At 71.6% G+C, this 23,808-nt stretch carries 14 protein-coding genes, 1 tRNA gene and 11 pseudogenes; 13 read left to right on the forward strand and 13 right to left on the reverse strand.

All coding sequences use genetic code 11. From position 1 onward, the window contains the following. Positions 1–14: 14 nt before the first annotated feature. The 6 genes and pseudogenes from BJF83_RS04655 (at position 15) to pheA (ending at position 5,665) form a co-directional block, all read left to right on the forward strand. Positions 15–1,972 (forward strand): annotated as a pseudogene (locus BJF83_RS04655) (PAS domain S-box protein). Positions 1,973–2,097: 125 nt separating this feature from the next. Next, entirely contained in the window at positions 2,098–2,697 is a 600-nt protein-coding gene (locus tag BJF83_RS04660) for an ATP-binding protein (protein WP_075925310.1), read from the forward strand. A 120-nt stretch (positions 2,698–2,817) separates the two neighbouring features. Next, complete coding sequence (locus BJF83_RS04665; RefSeq protein ID WP_187347085.1) at positions 2,818–3,174, forward strand: STAS domain-containing protein; 357 nt, start codon at positions 2,818–2,820, stop codon at positions 3,172–3,174. A 10-nt stretch (positions 3,175–3,184) separates the two neighbouring features. Beyond that, positions 3,185–4,015, forward strand: coding sequence for a glycosyltransferase (locus BJF83_RS04670; RefSeq protein ID WP_075925311.1), 831 nt, complete (start codon positions 3,185–3,187; stop codon positions 4,013–4,015). Positions 4,016–4,051: 36 nt separating this feature from the next. Next, positions 4,052–4,687: a DUF4446 family protein gene (locus BJF83_RS04675; RefSeq protein ID WP_262391318.1), complete on the forward strand. Its 636-nt coding sequence runs from the start codon at positions 4,052–4,054 to the stop codon at positions 4,685–4,687. 34 nt (positions 4,688–4,721) lie between these two features. After that, positions 4,722–5,665: pseudogene (gene pheA, locus BJF83_RS04680) on the forward strand (prephenate dehydratase). Positions 5,666–5,818: 153 nt separating this feature from the next. Here the strand turns inward: pheA and BJF83_RS04685 are convergent. Further along, positions 5,819–6,013, reverse strand: coding sequence for a hypothetical protein (locus BJF83_RS04685; RefSeq protein WP_075925313.1), 195 nt, complete (start codon positions 6,011–6,013; stop codon positions 5,819–5,821). 147 nt (positions 6,014–6,160) lie between these two features. Here BJF83_RS04685 and serS point away from each other — a divergent pair. Further along, positions 6,161–7,437, forward strand: a pseudogene (serS, locus tag BJF83_RS04690) (serine--tRNA ligase). 69 nt (positions 7,438–7,506) lie between these two features. Here serS and BJF83_RS28475 read toward each other — a convergent pair. Both BJF83_RS28475 and BJF83_RS04700 read right to left on the reverse strand, forming a co-directional pair. Then, positions 7,507–8,039: pseudogene (locus BJF83_RS28475) on the reverse strand (bacterial proteasome activator family protein). Between the two features lie 26 nt (positions 8,040–8,065). After that, positions 8,066–9,037 (reverse strand): annotated as a pseudogene (locus tag BJF83_RS04700) (NAD(P)H-quinone oxidoreductase). A gap of 179 nt (positions 9,038–9,216) precedes the next feature. Between BJF83_RS04700 and BJF83_RS30330 the strand changes: the two are divergent. The 3 genes and pseudogenes from BJF83_RS30330 to BJF83_RS04715 all read left to right on the forward strand — a co-directional run bounded on the left by BJF83_RS30330 (position 9,217) and on the right by BJF83_RS04715 (position 12,871). After that, a pseudogene (locus BJF83_RS30330) lies at positions 9,217–10,818 on the forward strand (AAA family ATPase). A gap of 70 nt (positions 10,819–10,888) precedes the next feature. Next, positions 10,889–11,823 (forward strand): annotated as a pseudogene (locus tag BJF83_RS04710) (universal stress protein). A 115-nt stretch (positions 11,824–11,938) separates the two neighbouring features. Next, positions 11,939–12,871, forward strand: a complete 933-nt coding sequence (locus BJF83_RS04715; RefSeq protein ID WP_187347086.1) for a universal stress protein — start codon at positions 11,939–11,941, stop codon at positions 12,869–12,871. A 108-nt stretch (positions 12,872–12,979) separates the two neighbouring features. Here BJF83_RS04715 and BJF83_RS04720 read toward each other — a convergent pair. The 7 genes and pseudogenes from BJF83_RS04720 to BJF83_RS04750 form a co-directional block, all read right to left on the reverse strand. Beyond that, a pseudogene (locus BJF83_RS04720) lies at positions 12,980–13,770 on the reverse strand (ABC transporter permease). Further along, positions 13,767–14,729 (reverse strand): ATP-binding cassette domain-containing protein, encoded by a 963-nt coding sequence (locus tag BJF83_RS04725; protein ID WP_075925314.1) that lies wholly within the window; start codon positions 14,727–14,729, stop codon positions 13,767–13,769. The pseudogene BJF83_RS04720 and the gene BJF83_RS04725 overlap by 4 nt, the downstream one beginning before the upstream one ends. 27 nt (positions 14,730–14,756) lie before the next feature. Beyond that, positions 14,757–15,425 (reverse strand): DUF4097 family beta strand repeat-containing protein, encoded by a 669-nt coding sequence (locus tag BJF83_RS04730; RefSeq protein ID WP_075925315.1) that lies wholly within the window; start codon positions 15,423–15,425, stop codon positions 14,757–14,759. Positions 15,426–15,870: 445 nt separating this feature from the next. After that, entirely contained in the window at positions 15,871–16,095 is a 225-nt protein-coding gene (locus BJF83_RS04735) for a hypothetical protein (RefSeq protein ID WP_262391319.1), read from the reverse strand. A 340-nt stretch (positions 16,096–16,435) separates the two neighbouring features. Next, a tRNA-Ser gene (locus BJF83_RS04740) sits at positions 16,436–16,524 on the reverse strand. Positions 16,525–16,641: 117 nt separating this feature from the next. Beyond that, positions 16,642–17,765: pseudogene (gene alc, locus BJF83_RS04745) on the reverse strand (allantoicase). A 79-nt stretch (positions 17,766–17,844) separates the two neighbouring features. Then, positions 17,845–18,773, reverse strand: a pseudogene (locus BJF83_RS04750) (LysR family transcriptional regulator). Positions 18,774–18,872: 99 nt separating this feature from the next. Here BJF83_RS04750 and BJF83_RS04755 point away from each other — a divergent pair. Both BJF83_RS04755 and dnaN read left to right on the forward strand, forming a co-directional pair. Next, positions 18,873–19,331: a DUF4442 domain-containing protein gene (locus BJF83_RS04755; protein WP_075925334.1), complete on the forward strand. Its 459-nt coding sequence runs from the start codon at positions 18,873–18,875 to the stop codon at positions 19,329–19,331. Positions 19,332–19,441: 110 nt separating this feature from the next. Further along, positions 19,442–20,587, forward strand: a pseudogene (gene dnaN, locus BJF83_RS04760) (DNA polymerase III subunit beta). Between the two features lie 208 nt (positions 20,588–20,795). Here the strand turns inward: dnaN and BJF83_RS04765 are convergent. The 3 genes from BJF83_RS04765 to BJF83_RS04775 all read right to left on the reverse strand — a co-directional run bounded on the left by BJF83_RS04765 (position 20,796) and on the right by BJF83_RS04775 (position 22,863). Then, positions 20,796–21,641 (reverse strand): DUF2786 domain-containing protein, encoded by an 846-nt coding sequence (locus tag BJF83_RS04765; protein WP_075925317.1) that lies wholly within the window; start codon positions 21,639–21,641, stop codon positions 20,796–20,798. Positions 21,642–21,705: 64 nt separating this feature from the next. Continuing rightward, positions 21,706–22,140 (reverse strand): hypothetical protein, encoded by a 435-nt coding sequence (locus tag BJF83_RS04770; RefSeq protein ID WP_075925335.1) that lies wholly within the window; start codon positions 22,138–22,140, stop codon positions 21,706–21,708. A gap of 216 nt (positions 22,141–22,356) precedes the next feature. Beyond that, positions 22,357–22,863: an NUDIX hydrolase gene (locus tag BJF83_RS04775; RefSeq protein WP_075925318.1), complete on the reverse strand. Its 507-nt coding sequence runs from the start codon at positions 22,861–22,863 to the stop codon at positions 22,357–22,359. A gap of 580 nt (positions 22,864–23,443) precedes the next feature. Here BJF83_RS04775 and BJF83_RS27800 point away from each other — a divergent pair. After that, on the forward strand, positions 23,444–23,614 hold the full coding sequence (locus BJF83_RS27800) for a hypothetical protein (RefSeq protein WP_187347087.1): 171 nt from the start codon (positions 23,444–23,446) through the stop codon (positions 23,612–23,614). Positions 23,615–23,808 lie beyond the last annotated feature (194 nt).

Here is a 23,808-nt window from a genome sequence, read left to right on the forward strand (position 1 = left end):
GGCACTATGACGTGGTGAGCTCCGATCGCGCGCTCCTCAGCGCTGAAACCGTGCTGGCCGCGTCAGCGGACGCGGTGGTCGCTGTCGACGGTGAGCGTCGCGTCACCGTGTGGAATCCGGCGGCGGAGCGCATGTTCGGCTGGGCGGCGCGGGAGGTCGTCGGCCGAGAACCGCCCTTCGTCCCCGTGGAGCTTGGCTCGGAGTTCGGCGCGGTGCTTGAGCAGGTCCGTTCGGGCACGCCCCTGTCGATCGTCACGCGTCGCGTGCGCAGCGACGGCACGGTCATCGACGTGCGGGCGAGCACCAGTTGCGTGCTCGGCCCCGACGACGGCGCCCAGGGGTGGGTGCTGACCTTCCAGCCGTGCGAGAACGAGGCGCAGGTGCAGGCGGCGGCCATGGAACGGGCCCGCCTCGTGCGCAGGCTCACCGACGTGGTGGTCGACATCAACGCCGACCTCAGCCTCAAGTCGGTGCTGGACCGTATCTCCCGCAGCATCACCGAGCTGACCGGAGCCGACGCGGGCGGGTTCGTGCTGCTCAACGAGGACCGTGTGGAGCTGGTCAGCCTCACCGACCTGTCCGACCGCCTCCAGGGTTTCAGCGCGCCGCTGGAGACGAGCCTGTTCGGGGAGCTGCTCCGGAGCGGCAAGTCGGTCCTGTTGGCCAACGAGGACACACGCGGTCTGCAGGACCTGGTCTGGGCTGATCTGCCGGGACTGCACACCATCGCCCTGTGCGTGTCCAACGTGCACGGCCGTCCCTACGGCGCCCTGTACGCCCTCTACAGCGAGCGCAAGGTCGGGCACGTGGAGCTGGAGCTGTTGGAGCTGCTCGCCGCGCACGCGGGCGTGGCCATCGGCAACGCGATGGCCTACGAGGAGCTCAACCTCCAGCGCGTGCACGAGCAGGTCGTCGCGGACTCCAGCGCGGACGGGATCGCGGTCCTGGACTTCGGCGGCCGGGTGCGCAAGTGGAACCGGTCGGCGGTGGAGCTCACCGGTTACCCGGCGGAGCGCGTGGAGGGACGGCACCCGCCCTTCCCCCTGCCCGTGGCGCACGGCGAGCCGATCAAGCACAAGCTCAAGGACGGCCGCTGGCTGGAGATCCTCATGGCGCGCATCCCGCGCACCCATGAGTGGGTGGTGGACTTTCGCGACATCACCGCGCAGCGGGCGATGGAGGAGGAGCAGGAGTTCTTCCTGGCCACGACCGGGCACGAGCTGCGCACGCCGATCACGGTCATCCACGCTTCGCCACCACGCTGGTGCGCAAGTGGTCGCGGTTGAGCCCGCGGTCCCAGCGCGAGGCCGTCAGCACGATCGCCGACCGGTCGGCGACCCTGGCCACGCTCGTGGAGCGGCTCCGCCTCGGGTCGGACGTGTCGCGGGGCGAGCTCAACGTCGACCGGGTCGCCTTCGACCTGGGCGAACTCCTGCGGCGGTCGGTGCGGGCCTTCCGTCCCCTTTCGGAGCGGCACGACGTGGTCCTGACGGCCGACGACGACCTCCCGACGGCCGTCGGGGATCCGCTGGCCACGGGCATGATCATGGACCAGCTCCTGGACAACGCGATCAAGTTCTCCCCGGAGGGCGGTGCGATCCACGTCAGCGCCCGGGTGGAGGACGGTGAGGCGGTGGTCGTCGTGGACGACGAGGGGCTGGGCCTGGTCCCGGGGGACGAGGAACGCGTCTTCGGGCGGTTCGTGCGTGCGGGCGCGCGGGGCGACCGCAGGAGGATCGGCGGACTCGGCCTGGGGCTGTACATCGTCCGCCAGTTGGCGCGGGCGCAGGGTGGGGACGTCACCGCGCAACGGCGGGAGCGGGGAACACGGATGAGGTTCACCGTGCGCGTGCGCGAGGGTGAGCATCCGCATCAACACCGTGAGCCACAAGAGATCGCAAAAACCTCTCAAACTCCAGAATGCCTGCCGCGTCAGCGATCCGTGCCCCGAGGCGCCAGTCGTCGCCCGTGATTCAGCTCGGGGTGGGTTTCCACCCGAGGTGATCGGGGCATTTCCACCCCTGGTGGAATTCGCTGGCACACTTCGGGCGGGTTCCGAACCGTCCGACGAAGGACCGACGCGCAGGGACGAAAGCTGTGTCAGGAGACAACACACCACTCGACGGCGGGTCGTTCCCGTACCGGGTCGAGCGGAGCGTCACGCTTCCCTACGCCCCGATGAGCGTGACCGGAGCGCGTCAACGGCTGTGCAGCGACCTGCGCGCCATGGAGATCGGTGACGAACGCGTCGACGACGCCTCGCTCATCCTCAGCGAACTCGTGAGCAACGCCCTCCGACACGCCTCCCCGCTGCCGGATCCGGAGGACACGGTCGGGGTCTCCTGGCGGGTGCGCGTCGACCACCGGCCCCCCGCCGGCGGCTGGGTCGAGATCGCGGTCCGCGACGGCGGCTCCAGCACCATGCCGCGGGTGGCGCGGCCGTCCGTGTCCGGTCTGGGGGGTCGGGGCCTGGGCATCGTGCAGACTCTGGCCGGGCAGTGGGGCACCGAGATGGACACGACCACCACCACGGTCTGGGCGGTCCTGCAGATCGGGGCCGGGGACCTCGTCTCCAAACGTCTGGTGGCGGTCGATCGCCACCGCGTCGAGGTCGGCGCGGACCACCCCCGGTACGACGTCGGCGAGGTGCGCACGCGCGTGCGGGAGAGCGCCACGGCCTGGGGCGCCCTGCTCTGAGGAGGTCGTGCGCGACCGCGTGGCGGATCGGCGCGTCGTGACGCGGAGGAACGTGACCGATGTCGCGAAACACCGTCAACGAGGTGGCCCGGGGCTGGTCGGGACGCTACAGTCACGACTGTGGAGTTGAAGATATCGAGCCGGTCTCAGGATGGCGTCGCGGTGGTCACCGTGGGCGGTGAGATCGATCTGTACACGGCACCCCAGTTGCGCAGCGGCCTCCTGGAGGCCCTGGAGGACGGGGCACGGCGGTTGGTCATCGACATGTCGCGGACGGAGTTCTGCGACTCGACCGGCATCAGCGTGCTGTTGTCCGCGATGAAGCGCTCCCGCGACAAGGGGGGAGACCTGGAACTCGTGGCGCCCAAGGCGGCGGTCATGAAGGTTCTGGAGGTCACGGGGCTGCACGAGGTCTTCACCATCCACTCCGGGCTCGACGCGCTGCCGGTGGCGGCGGGGACCGGCACCGTCAAGTAGCCGGGCGACCGTGGGCCAGGGGCAGACCGGCGACCCCGCGGGGATCGCCGTGGTGATCGCCGCCAAGGACGAGGCGGACAGGATCGGCGCGACCGTCCGTGCGGCCGGAGCGCTGCCGGGCGTGGACCTGGTCGTCGTGGTGGACGACGGGTCGACCGACCGCACCGCCGACGTCGCGCGCGAGGCGGGCGCCCGCGTGTTCGCGCACGGGCGCAACCGCGGCAAGGGCGCGGCCATGGAGACCGGAGCCCAAGAGGTCCTCGCGATCGAGGCCGCCGAGGCCGACCGCCCCCCGCGCCACCTCCTGTTCCTCGACGCCGACCTGGGGGCGACCGCCGAGGGGGCGGAACCGCTGGCCGCCCCGGTCCTGGCGGGCCGGGCCGACATGACGATCGCCCTGTTCCCCGCCACCCGGATGCGCCTGGGCGGCCACGGCTTCGTGGTGCGGCTCGCGCGCGGGGGCGTGCGCAGGGCCACCGGGTGGGAGCCCGAGCAGCCGCTCAACGGCCAGCGGTGCCTGACACGGGAGGCGTTCGAGTCCGCCAGGCCGCTGGCGCCCGGCTTCGGTGTGGAGACCGGGCTGACCATCGACGTGCTGCGGGCGGGGTTGCGCGTGGTCGAGGTGGAGGTGCCTTTGGAACACCGGGCCACCGGCACCGACCTGCGGGCGCAGGCGCACCGGGCGCGGCAGTTCGCGGACGTCGTCAGGGCGCTGGCCGCGCGCGAGTTCCGGCCGACCGTGCGGCGCCAGTGGGATCGGGCCAGGGTGCGGGCACGTTCCACGAAGGGCGATCTTTCCCGAAAAGTCGGGCAAATTACTCGTGCGAATCGCCGCGAGTAACCCCATCCGTGCGTTGCGTAGCGCTACGCTCGCGCTGTGTTCACTTCGATCCTGACTTCGATAGGCATGCTCGCGGGTGTGGGCGGGTTCGTCCTCGGCGGGTACGCGCTGGCCCGGACGCGCGAGATCAGCGGCGACGCCCGCGCGTTGGCCGACCGGGCGGTCTCGCTCAGCGCCGCCGGCATCGACCCGCGCGCCGTCCGCGACGTCGCGGTCCTCCACTACGACGCCCTGGAGGAGATGTCGGGCGCGCGCTCGTTCTCACTCGCGATGCTCAACAGCGAGGGCGACGGCGTGGTGCTCACCTCGATCAACGGGCGGACCGAGTCTCGGACCTACGCCAAGGAGGTCACCCGGGGCGAGGCCGAATCGCTGCTCAGTCCTGAGGAGTACCGGGTGATCCGCTCGGCCCGTCTGGGCAACGGTGTCGGCGCTCCCGACGCCGTGGCCGACGAAGACGCGCCGGTCGGCCCCCGGGAGCCGGGCGCCGCCACCGCCCCGGACATCGGAGAGGGTCCGGCGCGGGCGCGCGGCGAGGAGGCCGTGGACGCCGACACCGAGGAACTCCCGGTGACCGTGATCAGGGTGGACGACGCGTGCGACGAGCCCGTGGAACGGTCCGGGAGCGAGCCCGTGCCCGGCCCGGCCGGCGTGCCGGGAGCCGGGGCATGAGCGCACGTGGCCGCAGCCGTATAGCCTGAACAACATGCCCCATCGTTACGCCTACCTCGGCCCCGAGGGCACCTTCACCGAAGCCGCTCTGCGCGACCTGCGTCCCGGTGCGCGCGACGCGCCCGCGTCCCCTGCGAGGGGGTCGCCGCCGTCTTCGACGCGGTCCGGTCGGGTGCGGTCGACGGCGGCGTGGTGCCGCTGGAGAACTCGGTCGAGGGCAGCGTCACCGCGACCATCGCCGAACTGATCAACGGCGACCCGCTGGTCATCACCGGGGAGACCGCCGTTCCGGTCGACTTCGCCCTGTTCGCGCGGCCCGGGACGGTGATGGAGGACGTCAAACGGGTGGCGACCCACCCGCACGCCCTGGCCCAGTGCCGGGGATGGCTGTCACAGCGCCTGCCCGACGCCGACACGCACACCGTGTCCTCCACGGCTGCCGCCGCGCGTGCGGTGTCCGAACCCGGCGCGCCCTACGACGCCGCGATCTGCGCGGTGATCGCGGGGGAGCACTACGGCCTGAAGGCGCTGGCCACCGGGGTCGGAGACCGCGCCGACGCCGCCACGCGGTTCATCTACCTGTCGCGGCCCGGCACGTTGCCCGAGCCCACCGGAGCCGACCTGACCTCGCTGGTCGCGTTCATCGACGACGACCACCCCGGAGCGCTGATCGAACTGCTCAACCAGTTCGCCGTGCGGGGAGTCAATCTGACCCGGCTGGAGTCCCGCCCCACCGGCGACGGCCTGGGCGACTACTGCTTCTGCATCGACGCCGAGGGCCACGTGGCCGAGCGCGGGTCGGCGAGGCCCTCATGGGCATCCGCCGCGTCTGCCGCGACGTACGTTTCCTCGGCAGCTACCCGCGCAGCGCGCGCCACGGAGATCGATCCGCCGCTGCGGCCGCGGCCCACCACGGACGCGGACTTCGTGGAGGCGGAGCGGTGGCTGGCCCGCGTCCGCGCGGGGTACGTGGACTGACCTGCCCAGGGTGCGCGGCGGACACGTACCCCGAGGTGGGCCGCCCGTCGCAATCCACCGCCCGCGACCGACGCCCACGGCACGGGCCCGCGACGGGCGGCATCCACCACGCACGCCCGCGTGCCGCGACAACGGGCTGTCGCGGCACACGCCCTAGCCGTCCTGCGACCCGGCCCTCCCGGCGGAGCCGGGCGTGGGCGCGTCGTCGGGCGGCCACTCCCGCGCCGCGGCCCGGCGCAGCTCCAGGCGCAGGGCCAGCCGCAGCGCGGTGTCCTCGGGCCGGGACGCGTCCAGGGCGATGAGGGCCTCCCAGAGCTCCTCGGTCGTCATCTCACTCAGTGGCTTCACGCCGTTCCTTCCCCGTAGTCGGTGCGCCGACGGTCGCGAGAGCACGCGTCGGCCCTGTCACGGAGGAGGACGCCGGTGACTCCCAGTCATGACGCGACCACGGGAAAGGTGTCAGCGCCGGGTGGGTCGGGCGGTAACCTGCAAGACGTGATCGACCTTCGCGTCTCCGAGAAGACCCCGAACGACTCCGTGCCTCGCAGCGGGCCCGCGGGGAGGACGCCTCCGTCGCCGACCGGTTGCTCGAACTCGACGCCAGTCGCCGATCGGCGCTCACCCGGTTCGAGTCCCTGCGCGCCGAGCAGAAGAGCGTGGGCAAGTCCGTCTCCAAGGCCTCCCCCGAGGAACGCGAGGAGCTCCTGCGGCAGGCCAAGTCGCTGGCCGCCGAGGTCAAGGAGGCCGAGGCGGAGGCGGGTCGACTCGCCGACGAACTGGACGCCGTGCTCGCGCGCGTGCCGAACATCGTCCAGCCGGACGCCCCCGAGGGCGGCGTGGACGACTTCCGGGTCGTGGAGACCGTGGGCGAGCCGCGAAGCTTCGACTTCACCCCGCGCGACCACCTGGAGCTGGGCGAGATGCTCGGCGCCGTCGACATGGAGCGCGGCGCCAAGGTCTCCGGCGCGCGGTTCTACTTCCTCACCGGCGTGGGCGCCCAGTTGGAGCTGGCGCTGCTCAACATGGCGATGAACCAGGCGGTCCAGGCGGGCTTCACCCCGATGATCCCGCCGGTCCTGGTCAAGCCCGAGACCATGGAGGGAACCGGCTTCCTCGGCGAGCACTCCGACGAGGTCTACCACCTGGACGACGACGACCTGTACCTGGTCGGCACCTCCGAGGTGCCGCTGGCCGGGTACCACGCCGGGGAGATCCTGCCCGCCGACGCCCTGCCGAACCGCTACATCGGGTGGTCGCCGTGCTTCCGGCGTGAGGCGGGCTCCTACGGCAAGGACACTCGCGGCATCATCCGCGTCCACCAGTTCAACAAGGTGGAGATGTTCGTCTACACGCACCCGGACCAGGCCGACGAGGAACACCTGCGGCTGCTGGCCTGGGAGCGGGAGATGCTGGACAAGCTCGACCTGCCCTACCGGGTGGTGGACATCGCCGGGGGCGACCTGGGCACGAGCGCGGCGCGCAAGTACGACTGCGAGGCGTGGATCCCGACCCAGGAGACCTATCGCGAGCTCACGTCGACGTCGAACTGCACGGACTTCCAGTCGCGGCGGCTCAACGTGCGTTTCCGCGACGGCCAGGGCAAACCGCGGTTCGCCGCCACGCTCAACGGCACGCTGGCGACCACGAGGTGGATCGTCGCGATCCTGGAGAACCACCAGCGCGAGGACGGCTCGGTCGCCGTCCCCGAGGCGCTCCGCCCCTACCTGGGCCGCGACGTCCTGGAGCCGGTGGTCGCCCCGAGGAAGCGGTAGGACCGCGACCGCGCACACGGCACGGAGCCCGAACGACGTCCGTTCGGGCTCCGTTCGTGCGTGCGCGGGCTACAGGTAGGGGCCGCCCGCGGACATCGGGCCGTCCTCGCCCGGTCCGGCCGCGCCTGGAGGCCGGAGACTCCCGGCGGCAGCGCCTTGCGCATGTTCTCCAGCTGGGCCCGGGCCGCCATCTGCTGGGCGAAGAGGGTCGTCTGGATCCCGTGGAACAGGCCCTCCAGCCAGCCCACCAGCTGGGCCTGGGCGATCCGCAGCTCCGCGTCGCTGGGGGCGGCGCCGTCGGCGAAGGGAAGGGTCAGGCGCTCCAGCTCGTCGATGAGCTCGGGCGCCAGGCCGTCCTCCAGTTCCTTGATCGAGGAGGTGTGGATCTCCTTGAGCCGGGCCCTGCTGGCCTCGTCGAGGGGAGCGGCCTTCACCTCGTCCAGGAGCTGGCGGATCATGCTGCCGATCCGCATCACCTTGGCGGGCTGTTCGACCATGTCAGTGAGGGTGCGGGTCTCCTCGCGGCCGTCGTCGCCCTCACCGCTGGAGTCGGCGCCCACCACCAGGACGTGGGGTTGCTCGTTGTTGTCTGCGCTGGTCATCAGTCCCCTTGGGATGTCGTCGGCTGTCACAGGGTGAGCAGGATCTTGCCCGTGTGCGCACTCGATTCCATGACGCGGTGCGCCTCCGCCGCGTTCCGCATCGGCATGGCGCGATCGATGACGGGGCGGACGGCGCCCTTCTCTACCAACGGCCAGACCTCGTCCCGTACTCCCGTGACGATGGCCGACTTCGCCTCGGCGGGTCGGGAGCGCAGCGTGGTCCCGTGCACCGACAGGCGCTTGGCGAGCATGCGCCCGAGGTCGAGTTCCGCCCCGCGACCGCCCATGAGACCGATGACGATCAAACGTCCGTCGGTCCTGAGCGACCGCAGGTTGGCGTCCAGGTAGGAGCCGCCCATGATGTCGAGGATCACGTCGGCGCCGCCCTCGGCGCGCACGCGTTCGGCGAAGTCCTCGGTGCGGTAGTCCACGGTGACCTCGGCCCCCAGGGCACGGCAGGCGCGCAGTTTCTCCTCGCTGCCCGCGGTGACCGCCACCCGGCGGCCAGGGCGCGGGCGAACTGGATGGCGAAGGTGCCGATCCCGCTGCCGCCACCGTGCACGAGGAGCGTCTCCCCCGCCCGGAGCGCCGACCATCACGAGGTTGGACCACACGGTGCCGGCGACCTCGGGCAGCGCGGCGGCCTCCACCAGGCCGACCGCCTTCGGCACGGGGAGGACTTGGCCCACGGGGACGGCGACGCGTTCGGCGTAGCCGCCGCCGGACAGCAGAGCGCACACGGTGTCGCCCACGGACCAACCGGAGTCCTCGGTCCCGGGGCCGAGCGCGGCCACCGTGCCCGAGCACTCCAGGCCCGGGTACTCGGAGGCGCCGGGAGGCGGCGGATAGACACCCTTGCGTTGGGCGACGTCGGCCCGGTTGACCGCGCTGGCGGCCACGTCGACGAGGACCTCGCCCGGTCCGGCGACCGGGTCGGGTACCTCGGACCAAGACAGGACCTTGGGGCCGCCGGGCTCGGTGATGCGCATCGCGTACATGAGGCCGACAGTACCCATAGACGGGCGCCCACAGCGCGGGGATCCGCGCGTCCACGTCCGTGACCGGGATGCTTTGCTCGGCGAGTAGGGGTATGAGTGGGACCGGGGGCGGCCCCGGTCACGTTCAGTGGGCCCCTCCTTCTCAGCACACCCCTTGACGCCTCTTGAGGAGAACTCTGGTGGCACACCAGGAACAGAACGGTTCGGACAGGGAGACCGCTCCCGGCCCGGCCGCCCCCACCCCCCGGGAGCAGTGGTTCGGGGAGTTCGAGGGGGCGGCGCCACCGCCGCCGCCCTACGCCCGGTTGTCCGAGGACACCCCGGCGCCGGAGGAGGCGCCGGGACCCGTGGAGCCCGGGGACGGGGCTTTCGAGGACGGGGCTCCCGAGGACGTGGTTCCCGAGGACGTGGTTCCCGAGGCCGCGGAGCCGGAGCCGGAGGCGGAATCGGCGGACGCGACGAGAGCGTCGGCACGGAACATCCCGCGCCGCGTGAGCGCTCGCGGCGTCCGGGCCGCCCAGGGCGCGCGGACAGGCTCGCCCCCGATCCCCTGGCGCCGCGTCGCTTCGGCCCGATCCCGACGTGCCCGAACCCGAGCAACTGCCGCCGCTGGAGGCCGAACGCCCCGACGCGCCGGTGACCCCGGAACCACCGGGGCCGTTCGGAGTCCCCGGGACATCCGGCGTGGTGGGGACGCTTGTGGCGGGTGCGGACCCGGACGGGGGCATCACGCCCTGGCGTCCGACCGCCCCCGAGCCGCCGCCCTCCCTCACCGGTCCGCGGGCGGCGGTCGCTTCGCCCGACTGGCGGCCCGCCACGGACAGCGGAGCACGGTCCGCGGGGGAGAACGGTGAGACCGCCGACTCGCTCAGCGCCGCCACACTGGTCCGCAACCGTCGCCAGGGACCGACCGGGGGCTGGCGACGGGCCGTGCACACCGCCACCCTCGGCCTGGTCAACCCCGGGGAGTCGCCGCGCGTGCTGCGCCAGCGCGAACTCGTCGCCCGCGCGTGCACGCCGGTCGCGTCGGGGCACCACCGGGTGGCGGTCCTCAGCCTCAAGGGCGGGGTCGGCAAGACCACCACCTCGGTCGCCCTCGGCGCCACCCTGGCGTCCCTGCGCGGAGACCGCGTGCTGGCCGTGGACGCCAACCCCGACCGGGGCACCCTCTCGGACAAGGTGCGGCTGGAGACCGCGGCCACCATTCGCGACCTGCTCAACGAACGCCACCTGGTGTCGCGCTACGCGGACATCCGCGGGTTCACCTCCCAGGCGCCCAGCCGGTTGGAGATCCTGGCCTCGGACCGGGACCCGGCGGTGTCGGAGGCCTTCAGCGAGGCCGACTACCGGGAGGTCGCCCGGATCGTCGAGCACTTCTACTCCATCTGCATCACCGACTGCGGCACGGGTCTGCTCCACTCCGCGATGAGCGGGGTGCTGGGACTGGCCGACCAGGTGGTGCTGGTGAGCTCGGCGTCCGTGGACGGGGCGCGCAGCGCGAGCGCCACCCTCGACTGGCTGGAGGCGCACGGGTACGCGAAGCTCGTCCGCGGCGCGTCGTCGTGCTGTCGATGGTCCGGTCCAACAGCAGGAGCAGCGTCGACCTCGGTCGGCTCGAAGAGCACTTCGCCGGGCGGTGCCGCGCGGTCGTGCGGGTGCCGTGGGACGGCCACCTGGAGGAGGGGGCGGAGGTGGACCTGGACCAGCTCTCCCTGGCGACCAGGGACGCCTACCTGAACCTGGCGGCGAGAGTCGGGGAGGGTTTCGTCTCGCGGGGATGAGACGACCGGCACACGGCGGTCCCGGTTTCCCCGCGCGCGGCCCCGACAATGAAGGTGGAGGGAGATGAACATGAGCGCAGAGGAACGCCCGTCGGCCGTCGTCGTCGGGGTGGACGGCACACCCGCGGCGCACGCGGCCCTGGAGTGGGCGGCGGAGGCGGCGGCACGACGCGGTGCGCAACTGAGGATCGTGCACGGGATGGGTGAGCCCTCCGTGGTCGCGACGCACGGCTCGCCGGAGCGTCGCGCGGCGGCGAGGAGGCGCTCGGGTACGCGAGGAACCTGGTGGAGGACGCAGCCGACCTGGTACGCGGCGCGCATCCGGGGGTGGACGTGGTGACTGTCCTGGCCGCGGAGGAGGCGCCGAGCGCGTTGATGGGCGAGGCGCGGCGCGGCGACGTGATCGTTGTCGGCTCGCGGGGGATGGGCGCCGTGCGCGCGATCCTGCACGGGTCGGTGGGCGTGCGTGCGACGTCCGAGGCGCCCTGCCCGGTGGTGTTCGTGCCCGCGCACGAGGACCGGCCCACCCCGGAACAGGGCCCCCCGGAGCCGAGGGGGCGGATCGTCGTCGGGGTCGACGGGTCCGACTCCTCACGCCGCGCGCTCCGGTTCGGGCTCCAGGAGGCGCTGCTCGCCGACGCGTCCGTGCGGGTGGTCAACAGCTGGGAGGTGCCGCTGCCAGCGGACACGACCGCACTGGAGGCGGACGCGCGTGAGGTCCACGAGGAGGTGTTCGACCGGCAGTCGGAGGAGATCGTGGCGGGCGTGCTCGCGGAGGTGATCGACGACCGGACGGAGGGCCTGGACATCAGCGCCGTGCGGATGCAGGCCGACCCGGTGGAGGCACTGCTGGAGGCGGGACGGGACGCGGACCTGATCGTGGTGGGCTCCCGGGGCCGAGGCGGGGTGCGCGGTCTGCTGCTGGGCTCGGTGAGCCAGGGGGTGCTGCACCACGCGCCCGTCCCGGTCGCGGTGCTCCCGCCGCACTCCGAGAACGGCGACTGAGGGGCGTCGCACGGTCGTCGGGGGCGGGGGCGACCATGGGAGCGGGACGACCGCGCCGTTCCCGGACGTCGGGGGTCTCCCCGGTGATGATGGATCCGGATCCAAGGGAGTTGCCATGGCAGACAAGGTGGAGCACACGCCCCAGGTGATCGTGGGCGTGGACGGCTCGGAGCACGCCCGTGCGGCGTTGGAGTGGGCGGCGGTCGAGGCCGAACGCAGGAGTGCGCCGCTGACCGTCGTCTACGCGCTGGGGATGCCCCTGGTGGTGACGGCCTACGGCGGTCCGATCCGTTTCCCCCCGACCGACGAGATCTCGGGACAGGCCACGCAGGTGCTGGAACGCGTCGTGGAGTACGCGCGGGCGATCGCGCCGTCGGTGAGGGTCCGGACGCTGACGGCCCTGGAGGAGGCGTCACTGGCGGTCATCCGGCAGGCGCGCCCGGGGGACCTGATCGTGGTCGGGAGCCGCGGCATGGGTTCGGTGGCGTCGATGTTCGCCGGGTCGGTCAGCGTGCGGCTGTCCGGGCACGCGCCGTGCCCGGTGGTGGTCGTGCCGGTGGGAGACACGGGCAAGCCCGCGAGCACGTCGCTGAACCGGGTCGTGGTCGGGGTCGACGGGTCGGCGAACTCCCACCGCGCGCTGCGCCTGGCCGTCGACCTGGCCAAGGAGTCCGACGGCGAGGTGGTCGTGGTCAACAGCTGGCAGGTCGCCTTCCCGTACGACCCCGACGGTCTGGTTGCCGCGGGGTACCAGCTGCAGGACGACGTGCTGGACCAGAAGTCCCAGGAGCTCGTGGCGGAGGCGCTGGCCGACGTCATCGACGAGCAGCGCGAGGACACGCAGGTCCGGGTCAGTGTGGTGCGCACCCAGACCAACCCGGTGGACGCGCTGGTCGAGGCGGCCCGTGGGGCGGACGCCGTCGTGGTGGGCTCGCGCGGAAGGGGGACCGTGCGCGGTCTGCTGCTGGGTTCGGTCAGCCAGGGGGTTCTGCACCACTCGCCGGTGCCGGTGGTGGTGCTGCCCAAGCACGCCGAGGAACACGCGTAGCGGTCGGGGGCCACTGGGAACGCCGACGGGGCGGCGTCCTTCGACACAGTGCCGGGGGGCGCCGCCCTGGGGCGGTACGGGTCACAGCGGCCCGAGCCGTCATGACCGCTACTTCGGGTCGCGGTTGAACTTCGAGGTCGACCAGACGTAGCCGAGCACCACGAGGCCCAGGGACCAGGCGACCGTGAGCCAACCGTTGTGGCCGATCTCGCCGCCGAGCAGCAGGCCGCGGAGGGTCTCGATGGCGGGGGTGAACGGCTGGTACTCGGCGATCGGCTGGAACCAACCGGGCATGGTCTCGACCGGGACGAAGGCGCTGGAGAAGAGCGGCAGCAGGATCATCGGCATCGCGTTGTTGCTGGCGGCCTCGGCGTTCGGACTGACCAGCCCATGCCGACTGCGACCCAGGTGAGCGACAGGGCGAAGAGCACGAGCAGGCCGAACGCCGCCAGCCAGTCCAGGACGCCGGCGTCCGTGGAGCGGAAGCCGATGGCCACGGCGACGGCGCCCACGACGACCACGCTCAGGACCGACTGCAGGACGCTGCCGACGACGTGCCCGACGAGGACCGAACCGCGGTGGATCGCCATGGTGCGGAAGCGGGCGATGACGCCCTCGGACATGTCGTTGGCGACGGACACCGCGGTGCCGACCACGGTCCCGCCGATGGTCATCAGCAGGATGCCCGGGACGATGTAGGCGATGTAGTCGGAGCGGTCAGCGCCGCCGCCGCCGATGCCCGCGCTCATCACGTCGCCGAAGAGGTAGACGAAGAGCAGCAGCAGGATGACCGGGGTGAGCAGCAGGTTCAGGGTGAGCGACGGGTAGCGCCGGGCGTGCAGGAGATTGCGGCGCAGCATCGTGGACGAGTCGCGCAGGGCGAGCGGAAGGGAGCTCATCGGACGGTCTCCTCGGGCTGGTCGGGGGTGCGGCTGCTGCTGGTCAGGGCGAAGAAGACGTCGTCGAGGTCGGGGGTGTGCACGGTCAACTCGTCGGCCTCGACGACGGCGGAGTCCAACCGGTCGAGCACGGCGCGCAGGTCGCGCTGGCTGCCGTCGCTGGGGATCCGCAGCGAGAGCGACTCCTCGTCCCGCGTGGCTCCGCCGAGCGCGGCGGCGGCGCGGTGGTAGGCGGCCGGATCGGTGAAGCGGAGCTGTACGTGCCCGCCCGGGATGAGCCGCTTCAGCTCCTCGGCGGTTCCCTCGGCGGCGATCCTCCCGTCGTTGAGCACGGCGATGCGGTCGGCGAGCTCGTCGGCCTCCTCCAGGTACTGCGTGGTGAGCAGGACGGTGACGCCGTCGGAGACGAGTTCGCGGATGATCCGCCACATGTTGTGCCGTGAGCGCGGGTCGAGACCGGTGGTCGGCTCGTCGAGGAAGATGATCCGCGGGTCTCCGACCAGGGTCATGGCGATGTCGAGGCGTCGTTTCATGCCGCCGGAGTAGGTGGAGGCGGGTTTCTTGGCGGCCTCGACCAGGTCGAACCGCGCCAGCAGATCGGCGGCGGCACGCCGTCCCTCGCGGCGGGACAGGTGGTGCAGGTCCGCCATGAGGAGCATGTTCTCCTCGCCGGTGATCAGGCCGTCGACGGCGGAGAACTGGCCGGTGACGCCGATCGCGGCGCGTACCGCCTGGGGGGCGGCGGCCAGGTCGTGGCCGCCGACGCGGATGTCGCCGCTGCCCGGGCCGGGGGAGATGAGCGTGGAGAGGATCTTGACGGTGGTGGTCTTTCCGGCGCCGTTCGGCCCGAGCAGGGAGAAGATCGTTCCCTCGGGGACGGTCAGGTCGACGCCGTCGAGGACGACCTTGTCGCCGTAGGACTTGCGTAGTCCGTGCGCCGCGATGGCCAGGTCGGTCATGGTGGGTGCTCCTTCTGTGGCCGGGGGTCAGAGGCTGCGGGCGGTGATGTCGCCGTGGCCGGTGGTCGCGTGGATGTCGAGGTCGGCGGCGCCGTCGCCGTTCCGGAGCGCGTTGCTGATCCGGCCGTAGGGGGTGCCGGCGTCCAGGGAGGCGGAGACTCCGCGGGCGGCGCCGACCGAGATCTCACCGTGCTCGGTGCGCAGTGTGACCGTTCCGTGGACGGCCTCGGCGACGCGGATGTCGCCCTTGGCGGTGCTGATCTCGCCGGGGCCGCCCAGACGGCCGACCGTGACGTCGCCGGCGAGGGTGGCCAGGCGGGCGCTCGCGGTCTCGTCGAGCTTGACCGTGGCGTGCTGGCCGTCGAAGGCGACGTCGCCGAGCCGTCCGACGCCCCGGAGTTCGGCGCTGGCCGCCTTGGCGTCGACGCGGGAGCCGCTGGGCAGCTGGACGGTCACCTCGACGGAGCCGGACTGCCCGAGGATCCGGTTCTGCGCCGGTGCGGCCTCGACGCGCAGGACGCCGTCGTGGTAGGCGACCTCGATCCGTTCCGCGGCCTTCACGTCGCGGCCGTTCGCGGCGTCCGCGGGGAGGACCTCGACGGTGGTGTCGGCGCGGTCGGCGGCGACGAACCGGACGCGCCCGGCGGGGATGTCCAGGACGGCGGAGATGGGGGCGGGGGTGGTGAAGGTCTGCATCGTGCTCTCCTGCGCTCGTTGTTTCGAACACTGGAAACACTACGTTGCATTCATGGATGTCGCAAAATGATAGTTGCGACAGATTTGCATCTTTGCAGGTGAGTGCTGCGAGATTGTTGCAATGGTTTCAGTGTTAACGCAACGGGCGGCACCGCATCTGTTGCAATGGATTGAAGGTGAACGCTATGGCGGCGGCGCGGAGCGGTCTGGGGGCCGGGATCTCACGGGTCGTCGGAGCGCCTTGTGCGCCCGCCGGTTCCGGGTCGACGCCTCCGGTGCGCCCGGCCGTACCCCCTGACGCTCGCGACCGCGCACACGACCGCGGCGAGCCCGGTACACGCGGCCGCGGAGACGTCCCCCCGGCGAGGTTCCCCGCCGTGAGGATGGCCATGAGGGTGGTGCTCACGAGGGATATGAGGCCGATTCGGTCGTCCATGGCCGACACCTACTGTTCTTCGGAGGATGCGCGTTGGTTCTCGATGTGGGCACGTCTTTGCTGGACGAAGAGAACAGGAAGGGCCACCGTCCACGCCGTCGCCATCGCGCGACCGCCCCAACGGCCGGTGGTCACCAGGATGTACACGCCCAAGGGGAGGAGGACGAGCTGAGCCACGGAGCAGACCGCCAGCGTGACGAGCATCCATCTGCGCGGAGGTGGGCGGTATCGCATCCAGTGGGCTCCACATCCGTGGTCGTGGGGGTCTGCGCCTACTGACAAGTCGACCCGGGCCGAACGGCCGGCGCAACCCCTGGAGCGGCGGATCGCTCCGATCTCGGGGTGTGCGTTCGCCTGGTGTTCCTTGGACGCACCGGCGTCGCCGCCGGTGCCGACGTGACGGCGAGCATCACCCTGGACGCGGCGTGTCGGCAGGTGGCCGCCGCCTGAGTCTGTGAACGACGAAGGCCGGTGGCTCCTCGGCCCGTGTGCGATGAATGTGCAACGGGCCCGGACCACCGGCCTTCGGTGTCTTCGCTGTGAGTCGCCGAACTGCGGCGACTCACCGCTTCGGCGGAGGGTGTGGGATTTGAACCCACGAAGCCCCGTCAAGGACTTGGTGCTTTTCAAGAGCACTGCACTCGGCCGCTATGCGAACCCTCCAGGGGAGCGCTGGTCTCCGCCAGTCATGTTAGGGCATGGCCCGTCGATCCACACCCCCGACAGTTTCGGGCCCCCGACGACGGGAACGCGGGCGTCGGGGGCGGTGCGGCCGACGGGTCAGCCGGTGAGGGACTCCCAGCGTCCGGCCAGGGCGGCGCGGCCCGACTCGGTCAGGGAGCCGAGGACGTGCAGGCGGGCCATGCCGCCGTCGGGGAAGACGTCCGTGCGGACGTGCGTCGCGGTGACCGGGGAGTCGAGCAGGAAGCGATGGGCACTGTCCGGCTGGAGTCTGGTGCGGCCCACGATCTCGAACCACGCGTCCGGGTCGGCCTCCGCGTCGCAGCCGAGGATGGTCACCCACCCGGCGGAGTTGCCCTTCAGGTAAGCGGTGTCCAGTTCGACGGCGCGGACCGAGGCCTGCGCGGTGAGCCGGAAGCGCACCCAGTCGTTCTCCTTGTCCCGGCGGCGCCGGTTCTCCCAGCCGTCGTCCATCTTCGTGGAGCGGCCCGGGGCGATGATGTTCTCCGGCGGCGAGTAGAACCGGTCCGAGGCGTCCTCGACCAGACCGCCGTTGACCAGCGCCGCCACGTCGAAGCTGTCCAGCGCCGAGAGCCAGGCGGGGTCGGCGACCGGCTCGCCGTACACACGAAGGCGGGCCACACCGCCGTCGGGGAACTGCTTGAGGCGCAGGTGCGTCCAACGGCGCTCCCGGGTGACGCCGAAGTCGTTCGCGGCGTGCCCGTACACGGGGGTGCGGGGGACGATCTCGGTCCACTCGGCGGCGAGCAGCTCCTCGGTGGAGGGCGTGCCGTCCAGGTGGGCGGCCTCGACGCTGATCTCGGTGGGGTGGTTGCCGCGGAAGTGCGCGGTGTCCACGACCAGCCCGCGGATGACGCCGGGCAGGCCGAGGCGGACCAGGGCCCAGTCGTGGTCGTCGCTGGCGGGGTGCGGCCGCTCGGCGCTGACACCGCGGCGGCGGCGGGTCTCCCAACCGTCCATGACCTTGCCCTTGTGGCCGAAGCCTCGGGATCGAACACGGCGGGCTCGGGCTTGAGCAGGTTCTCCCGTTCGGCGAAGAACTCGTCGTTGGCGGCGACGACGCCGCCCCCCAGGCGGCGGTCGGCGAGGTCGACGAGGGTGGCGAAGTCCCGCTCGGCGGCTCGGTAGTCCGCGTACGGGTCCCCTCCCCGGTACGGCTGGGCGTTGAAGGCGCGCGGATCGAAGTGGGCGGGTGCGGTCACGTCTCTCCTGAGGGGCCGGTGCTGGTGGTCACCTTTAGACTCCCAGGAGAAATCAGTCACGTCCAGCGACACTTTCTGCTCAGTCTGTTCTGAATAACTGAACATTGGGCAATGCGGCGGCCGCATCGTTCAGGGCCCGGGTGACCAGGGCGATCCAGGGCCGTTCGCGAGCCCCGGCGCGCACGGCCGAGACCACGTGCCGGCGGGGCTGGTCGGTCGGCAGCACGCGCAGGGCGACCCCGGGGGTCCGGCTCGCAGCGGCCAGGCGCGGGATCAGCGCGACGCCCATTCCGGCGGCGACCATGTCGAGGATGGCCCGCCAGTCGGCCGCCACGTGCGCCTGCCCGGGCACGAACCCCGCCTGGGCGCACGCGGCGATGGTGATGTCCCGCCAGGGGCCCGCGTCGCCGTAGATCCACGGATCGTCGGCGAGATCGGCCAGCCGGGGTCCGGGCGCGTTGGCCAGTCTGTGGTGCGCGGGCAGCGCCACGTCGAGCGGGTCGGTGAGCAGTTCGGCACGGTCGAACCTGCCGTCCTGGCCGGTGGGAGCCTGTGCGGCGAGGGAGAGGCCGATGTCGATCTCACCGGCGCAGAGCAGGTCGTAGACCTCGGCCGCTCGGCCTGGTGCACTTTCAGGGTGAGCCCGGGATGGTCGCGGCGCAGCGCGCTCACGGCGGGGACGACGAGCTTGGGGATGGCGGTGGCGAACGACCCCACGCGCACGTGGCCGGCCTCCCCGCGCGCGAACCCCTCCAGTTCGGCCTCGGCCCGCTCCAGTTGGGCGAGGACGATGTCGGTGTGGCGGAGCAGCACGTGGGCGGCGTCGGTGAGCCGGACGCGGCGGCCGTGCGCCTCCAACAGGGGGACGCCGGTCTGCTTGGCCAGCGAGGAGAGCTGCTGGGACACGGCGGAGGGGGTCATGCGCAGCGCCTCGGCGGTGGCCCGGACGGTGCCGAGTTCGTCCAGGGTGCGGAGCACGCGCAGTTTGCGGAGGTCCCAGTCGGTCATCTCACAGAACTACCATTCACGTCGCCTTAACGGAAAGTCCGTGGCTTCCTGGGTGGCGCCCCGTGGTTACTCAGGAGTAACATTGGCGGCATGGCAAAGATGAACGCCGAGACGGCGGAGATGGTCAAGTCCGGATTCCTGGCCGCGGTGCCCTTCGCCCGCACGCTCGGGGTCACCTTCACCGACCTCGACTTCGGCCGCGCCGTCATGCGCCTGCCCGACAACGCCGACCACCACAACCACGTCGGCGGGCCCCACGCCGGGGCCATGTTCGCCCTGGCCGAGTCCGCCTCCGGCGCGATCGTCATCGGCGCCTTCGGCGACCAGTTGGAGCGGGCCGTCCCGCTCCCCGTCAGCGCCGAGATCAGGTACCTCAAGATCGCCCTGGGCGATGTGACCGCCGAGGCCACGCTCGGTCGCCCGCGCGACGAGATCGTCGCCGAACTGGACGAGGGCAGGCGCCCGGAGTTCCCGGTCGAGATCGAGCTGCGCACCGACGACGGCACCGTCACCGGCCGCATGACCGTCGTGTGGACGCTGCGCCCGAACCGGAAGTAGCCCGCCCCCTCCCCACTCCTCGGCCCCGCCCGCGTCGACCGGGCGGGGCGTCATTTGTCACCGCCCGTGGGTACGTTCCCCGGTGAACCACGCCGACGAGGAGCCCCACCGTGAGACTGCGAGTAGACCGCGACGCGTTCGCCGAGGCGGTCGTCTGGACGGCCCGGGCACTCCCCACCAGGCCCGCCGTTCCCGTTCTCGCGGGGATGAGGATGGAGGTCTCCGGGGACGGGACGAAGCTTCAGCTGTCCGGGTTCGACTACGAGGTCTCCGCGCGCGCGTCGGTGGAGGTGCTGTCCGAGGAGACCGGCGCCGCGCTCGTCCCCGGCCGCCTGCTCGCCGAGATCGTGCGCAACCTGCCGGAGGGCACCGTACGCATCGAGCCGACGGGGCCCGACTGCTCGTCACGGGCGGGGCTGCGCGTTTCACGCTCGTCACCATGCCCCTGGAGGACTACCCGTCGCTGCCCGGGATGCCCGACCGCGTCGGCTCCGTGCCCGCCGACACACTGGCCACGGCGGTCCGCCAGGTGGCCCCGGCGGCGAGCCGGGACGACACCCTCCCCATGCTCACCGGCGCTACCTGGACTTCTCCGGCGACACCCTGACCCTCGTGGCCACCGACCGCTACCGCATCGCCGCCCGCGACCTGTGGTGGCGGCCCGAGGACCCGGAGTTCGACGCTGCCGCGCTGGTGCCCGCGCGCACTCTGGCCGACGTCGTGCGCGGCTGCTCAGCCAGTCCAACGTGGACATCGCCCTGTCGGCCGGTGCGGCCGGGGCGGGGACGGCGCCGGGCGAGGGCATGATCGGCTTCGAGAACGGCGAGCGCCGCACCACCACCCGTCTGATCGACAGCGACTTCGTCACGTACGCCTCGTGGTTCCCCACCGAGTTCTCCGCCCGGGCGGAGGTCGCCGTGGCTCCGCTGCTGGCGGCGGTCAAACGCGTGGCCCTGGTGGCGGACCGGGCCACGCCGCTCCGCCTGGCCTTCTCCCCGGGTGAGGTGGTCCTGGAGGCGGGGTCGGGCGAGGACGCCCAGGCCGTCGAGGCGATCACGGTCGACTACGAGGGCGACCCGCTGCGGGTGGCCTTCCGGCCGGACTACCTGATGGACGGTCTGGCGGCCGTGGAGACCGACACCGCGCACCTCAACTTCACCGCGCCGACCAAGCCCGCCGTGTTCACCGACGTTCCGGCCAGACAGGGCGAGAAGCCGTCCTTCCGCTATCTGGTGCAGCCCCTGCGGCTTTCCTGAGCTGGGACAACGCGCTTTCGCCGTGACTTTTCCCCACGTGGCCACAGGTTATCCACAGGATGGGTGTCATTCCTGTGGATAACCTGTGGCCATCACGGTCGGCGAACCCCGAAGTCAGTCCGGACATCCTTCGCATTCCGCATCTGACATGCGGAAACGAAAATAGTCCACAGAAGGGCGCAGCCTGTGGACAACTTCGCGGCCGGTGCTATTCGCCCTCGGTCAGCGTCGACGTCCCGCCGCCGGACACGGGCGTGCCCAGGCCCAGTTCGGCCTCGCGCCCCCTGCGGTATCCGGCACGGTATCCGGCCGCGCTGTGGGTGCGTTCGGGCCGGTGCTTGCGCAGCTGAGGGAACTGCCTGTGGAACTCCTCGTTCACACGGTGGATGTCGTCGCGCAGCACCAGTGCGGCGCCGCGGCCGGACGACGCGCTCCCGTCCCCACCGGCCTCCCCCGTCGATCCGCCCTCGGAGTTGGGCGAGGCGTTCTGCTGGAGCCTGGCACGGAACTCCCGGATCCGTTCGGCCACCGCGCGGCCGTAGGCGCGCACGAACGACCGGTAGTAGCGCTTGCGCTCGGTCTCCAGTTCCGAACGCGTGTAGTTGCGCAGCTCCCGGATGTCGCTGACGTGCGACGAGGTCATGAACCTCGCGGACGCCTCCATCTGCATCGCGATGGACGGCAGGAGCATGCGCAGCGCGTCCAGCGCGCTCACCGTGCCCACCAGGATCATGGTCCGCTCGGTGTTCTCCGCCGTGTTCCCGCGCACCGCCGACTGGCAGCCGTACGCGGCGGCGATGTCGGCCAGAGCCCGGACCCGGGCCTTGCCGTGCCCACCGACCCCGGGCACCGCGTAGTCCATGCGGCTGATCGCGTCGGGTTCCTCGCCGCGCTCGGCGCGGGCCTCGGCCTCGGCGATCGCGTGGCGGGTCATCAGCTCGGCGGCCTTGGCGGTGAACGCCTGGCTCTCGGCATCGGTGACCGCGGGGTCCTCCGCCATGCGAAGGAGCCCGCGGACCCGCTCGACCGTCTTCTGACGAGCAGCTTCAGTCATCGGCGCCCGGTCGTCTCCCGTAGGTGAGTGTTCTGGTTCCGCCCACGGGCGGCAAACACCGAGCCTAGGCCTTCTTGTTCCCCACCACCATCGCGATGACCCCGACGACGAGCCAGATCGCCGCCGCGACGAACAGACCGGAGAAGACGGCACCGAACAGACCGCCGATCGGAGAGGCGAGGATGGAGGTCGCGTACGAGACGATCGCGAACCCCGCGCCGCCGACCAGCGCGGGCGCGGTCGCGTACCGGAACGGGTAGGCGGCGGCCCAGCGCCTGCCCCGGCGGTCGGCCTTCCTGCTGATCACGCCGCCGATGCCGCCGATCAGCGAGAAGAAGATGATCCCCGCGGTCAGCCCGGCGCCGATCGGCCCGTTGCCGAGGTTCAGCAGGAAGAAGAGGGTGCCCCCGGCCGCGCCGCCCAGCAGCGAGGTGGTCCAGGGCCAGATCATCGTCGCCGAGGCGACGGGAGTGAATGCGTTACCGCGCTCCAGCGTCATGTCCACTGCTCCAGTCGAATCGTGTGACGCCCGCTCCGGCCGTCCCCTTCAGCATGCGCCTCCGGGGCCGCCGGGACATCAGGGCCCGTCCCTGACCTTCCCCCCAGATCGCCCGCGCATGTCTGTCGCCGGTGATCTGTGGACGGAGCCGGTGAACCGGCCCCGGGGGCCGACCGTGTGCTTCCCGCCGGCGCGTGCCCTACGGGGTTCCAACGATCAGGCGTCCGCCGGAGTGCCCGGTCCGGCTCCGTTCCCGATCGCGGCCAGGTCCGCGCTCAGGTGCGCCCAGATCGAGCGGAAGGCGGGCAACAGCGGCAGCGACGTCGTCTCGCCGACCGGCACCCACCGGATCTCCTCGCTTTCGGAGTTGCCGGGGCGAAAGGGCACGAGGCCGGGTGTGCGCGCGAGGAAGGTGTCGTACCGCCACACGGCGAGGTCGTGCTCGTAGCTGCCGATGACGGTGAACTCGTCGAGGTCCCCCGCGACCTCCTCGCGGAACTCGCGCACCGCGGCCTCCAGGGGGGTCTCGTCGCGGTTGCGCGCCCCTCCGGGGATGCCCCAGGTGCCGCCCATGTGGGTCCATCCGGCGCGGTACTGGAGGAGGACGTGTCCGGTTCCGGCCACGTCCGTGGCGTACAGCAGCAACCCCGCCGCGCCGTACACCCCCCACCGCCGGGTCCCGTCGGGCAGACTCACCCAGCCGTTCCCGTCGCCGTCCTGCATCAGGACCTCCCTCTCTCGCGTCGCGCTCGGCCGACCAAGCGTCCACCCCTTCGGGACAACGATCCGCCACGAACGATGATGCCCGCCCGACGCGGATCATGCCTCGACCGCCCCGCGTCCGGCACGGCCACCCTCCTGAACCCGTGGCCCGAATGCCTTCCTCCGGGGCGATCACGGCGGCGTGGGAGGACCGAGTCGCCTACCCTTCGTCGTGGGGCGGCTACCGTTGCTGGCCGCATTCGGCCAGACGGTGGCGGAGTGGTGAAATCGGACCCAGAGTTTACGTGTCACGACGTTCCGTCAGTCCGCGTGTCGGGCACGCGCTGAAAGCGGACTGTAAGTGGAACGGAAGAGGATGCCGTCAGTGTGGAACGCGTTCGACGAGACCGGTTCCCGCGAGAGGACGGCTCGTGAGTGAAGACCGGTCCGACGTTCGTTGGACACATGCCACCCGTGACGTGCCAGGCGGAACCGTCACGGGTGGCCCTCCGTCATAGGTGGTGATTTCCCCATGAAGCTGCGCAGACGCCGAAGAGCCGCGTTGCGGCTCTACGCGAGTGCGGTGAGGAGAGGAGTGCGCGTGCCCAGGATGTTGACTGTCGACGAGCGGTTCGAGGCGATCATCGCCGTTGAGGAGCCCACGGCCAGGGTCAACCCGATGCGTGACCCCGATCCGGACCGCGGCGGTTCGGAAGAGGAGGAGCCCGCGCGGATCACGCCTTCCGAGACGGACGACGACGAGAAGGCGTAACGCGCTTCCATCACTCCGAGTACTTGTGCAGAGGGGGGTACTCGGAGTTTTCCGTGCGCACGCATTCTCGTTCGGTCGGAATTCCCCTTGTAGTGTTGCCTCTTGTGGAATTCGGCGTGCTCGGCCCCATCGCCGCGTGGTCCGACGGTCGGCCTCTGTCGGTCGGCGGGCCGCGCCAGCGGTGTGTGCTCGGA

It is taken from the genome of Nocardiopsis sp. CNR-923 (assembly GCF_001942255.1).
Taxonomy (GTDB): Bacteria; Actinomycetota; Actinomycetes; order Streptosporangiales; family Streptosporangiaceae; genus Nocardiopsis.

Excerpts from the sequence above, each read along its gene's own strand:
- BJF83_RS04715 (WP_187347086.1), top strand. The coding sequence starts at position 11,939 with ATGGCAGACAAGGTGGAGCACACGCCCCAGGTGATCGTGGGCGTGGAC.
- BJF83_RS04725 (WP_075925314.1), bottom strand. The coding sequence starts at position 14,729 with ATGACCGACCTGGCCATCGCGGCGCACGGACTACGCAAGTCCTACGGC.
- BJF83_RS04730 (WP_075925315.1), bottom strand. The coding sequence starts at position 15,425 with ATGCAGACCTTCACCACCCCCGCCCCCATCTCCGCCGTCCTGGACATC.
- BJF83_RS04735 (WP_262391319.1), bottom strand. The coding sequence starts at position 16,095 with ATGCGATACCGCCCACCTCCGCGCAGATGGATGCTCGTCACGCTGGCG.
- BJF83_RS04755 (WP_075925334.1), top strand. The coding sequence starts at position 18,873 with ATGAACGCCGAGACGGCGGAGATGGTCAAGTCCGGATTCCTGGCCGCG.
- BJF83_RS04765 (WP_075925317.1), bottom strand. The coding sequence starts at position 21,641 with ATGACTGAAGCTGCTCGTCAGAAGACGGTCGAGCGGGTCCGCGGGCTC.
- BJF83_RS04770 (WP_075925335.1), bottom strand. The coding sequence starts at position 22,140 with ATGACGCTGGAGCGCGGTAACGCATTCACTCCCGTCGCCTCGGCGACG.
- BJF83_RS04775 (WP_075925318.1), bottom strand. The coding sequence starts at position 22,863 with ATGCAGGACGGCGACGGGAACGGCTGGGTGAGTCTGCCCGACGGGACC.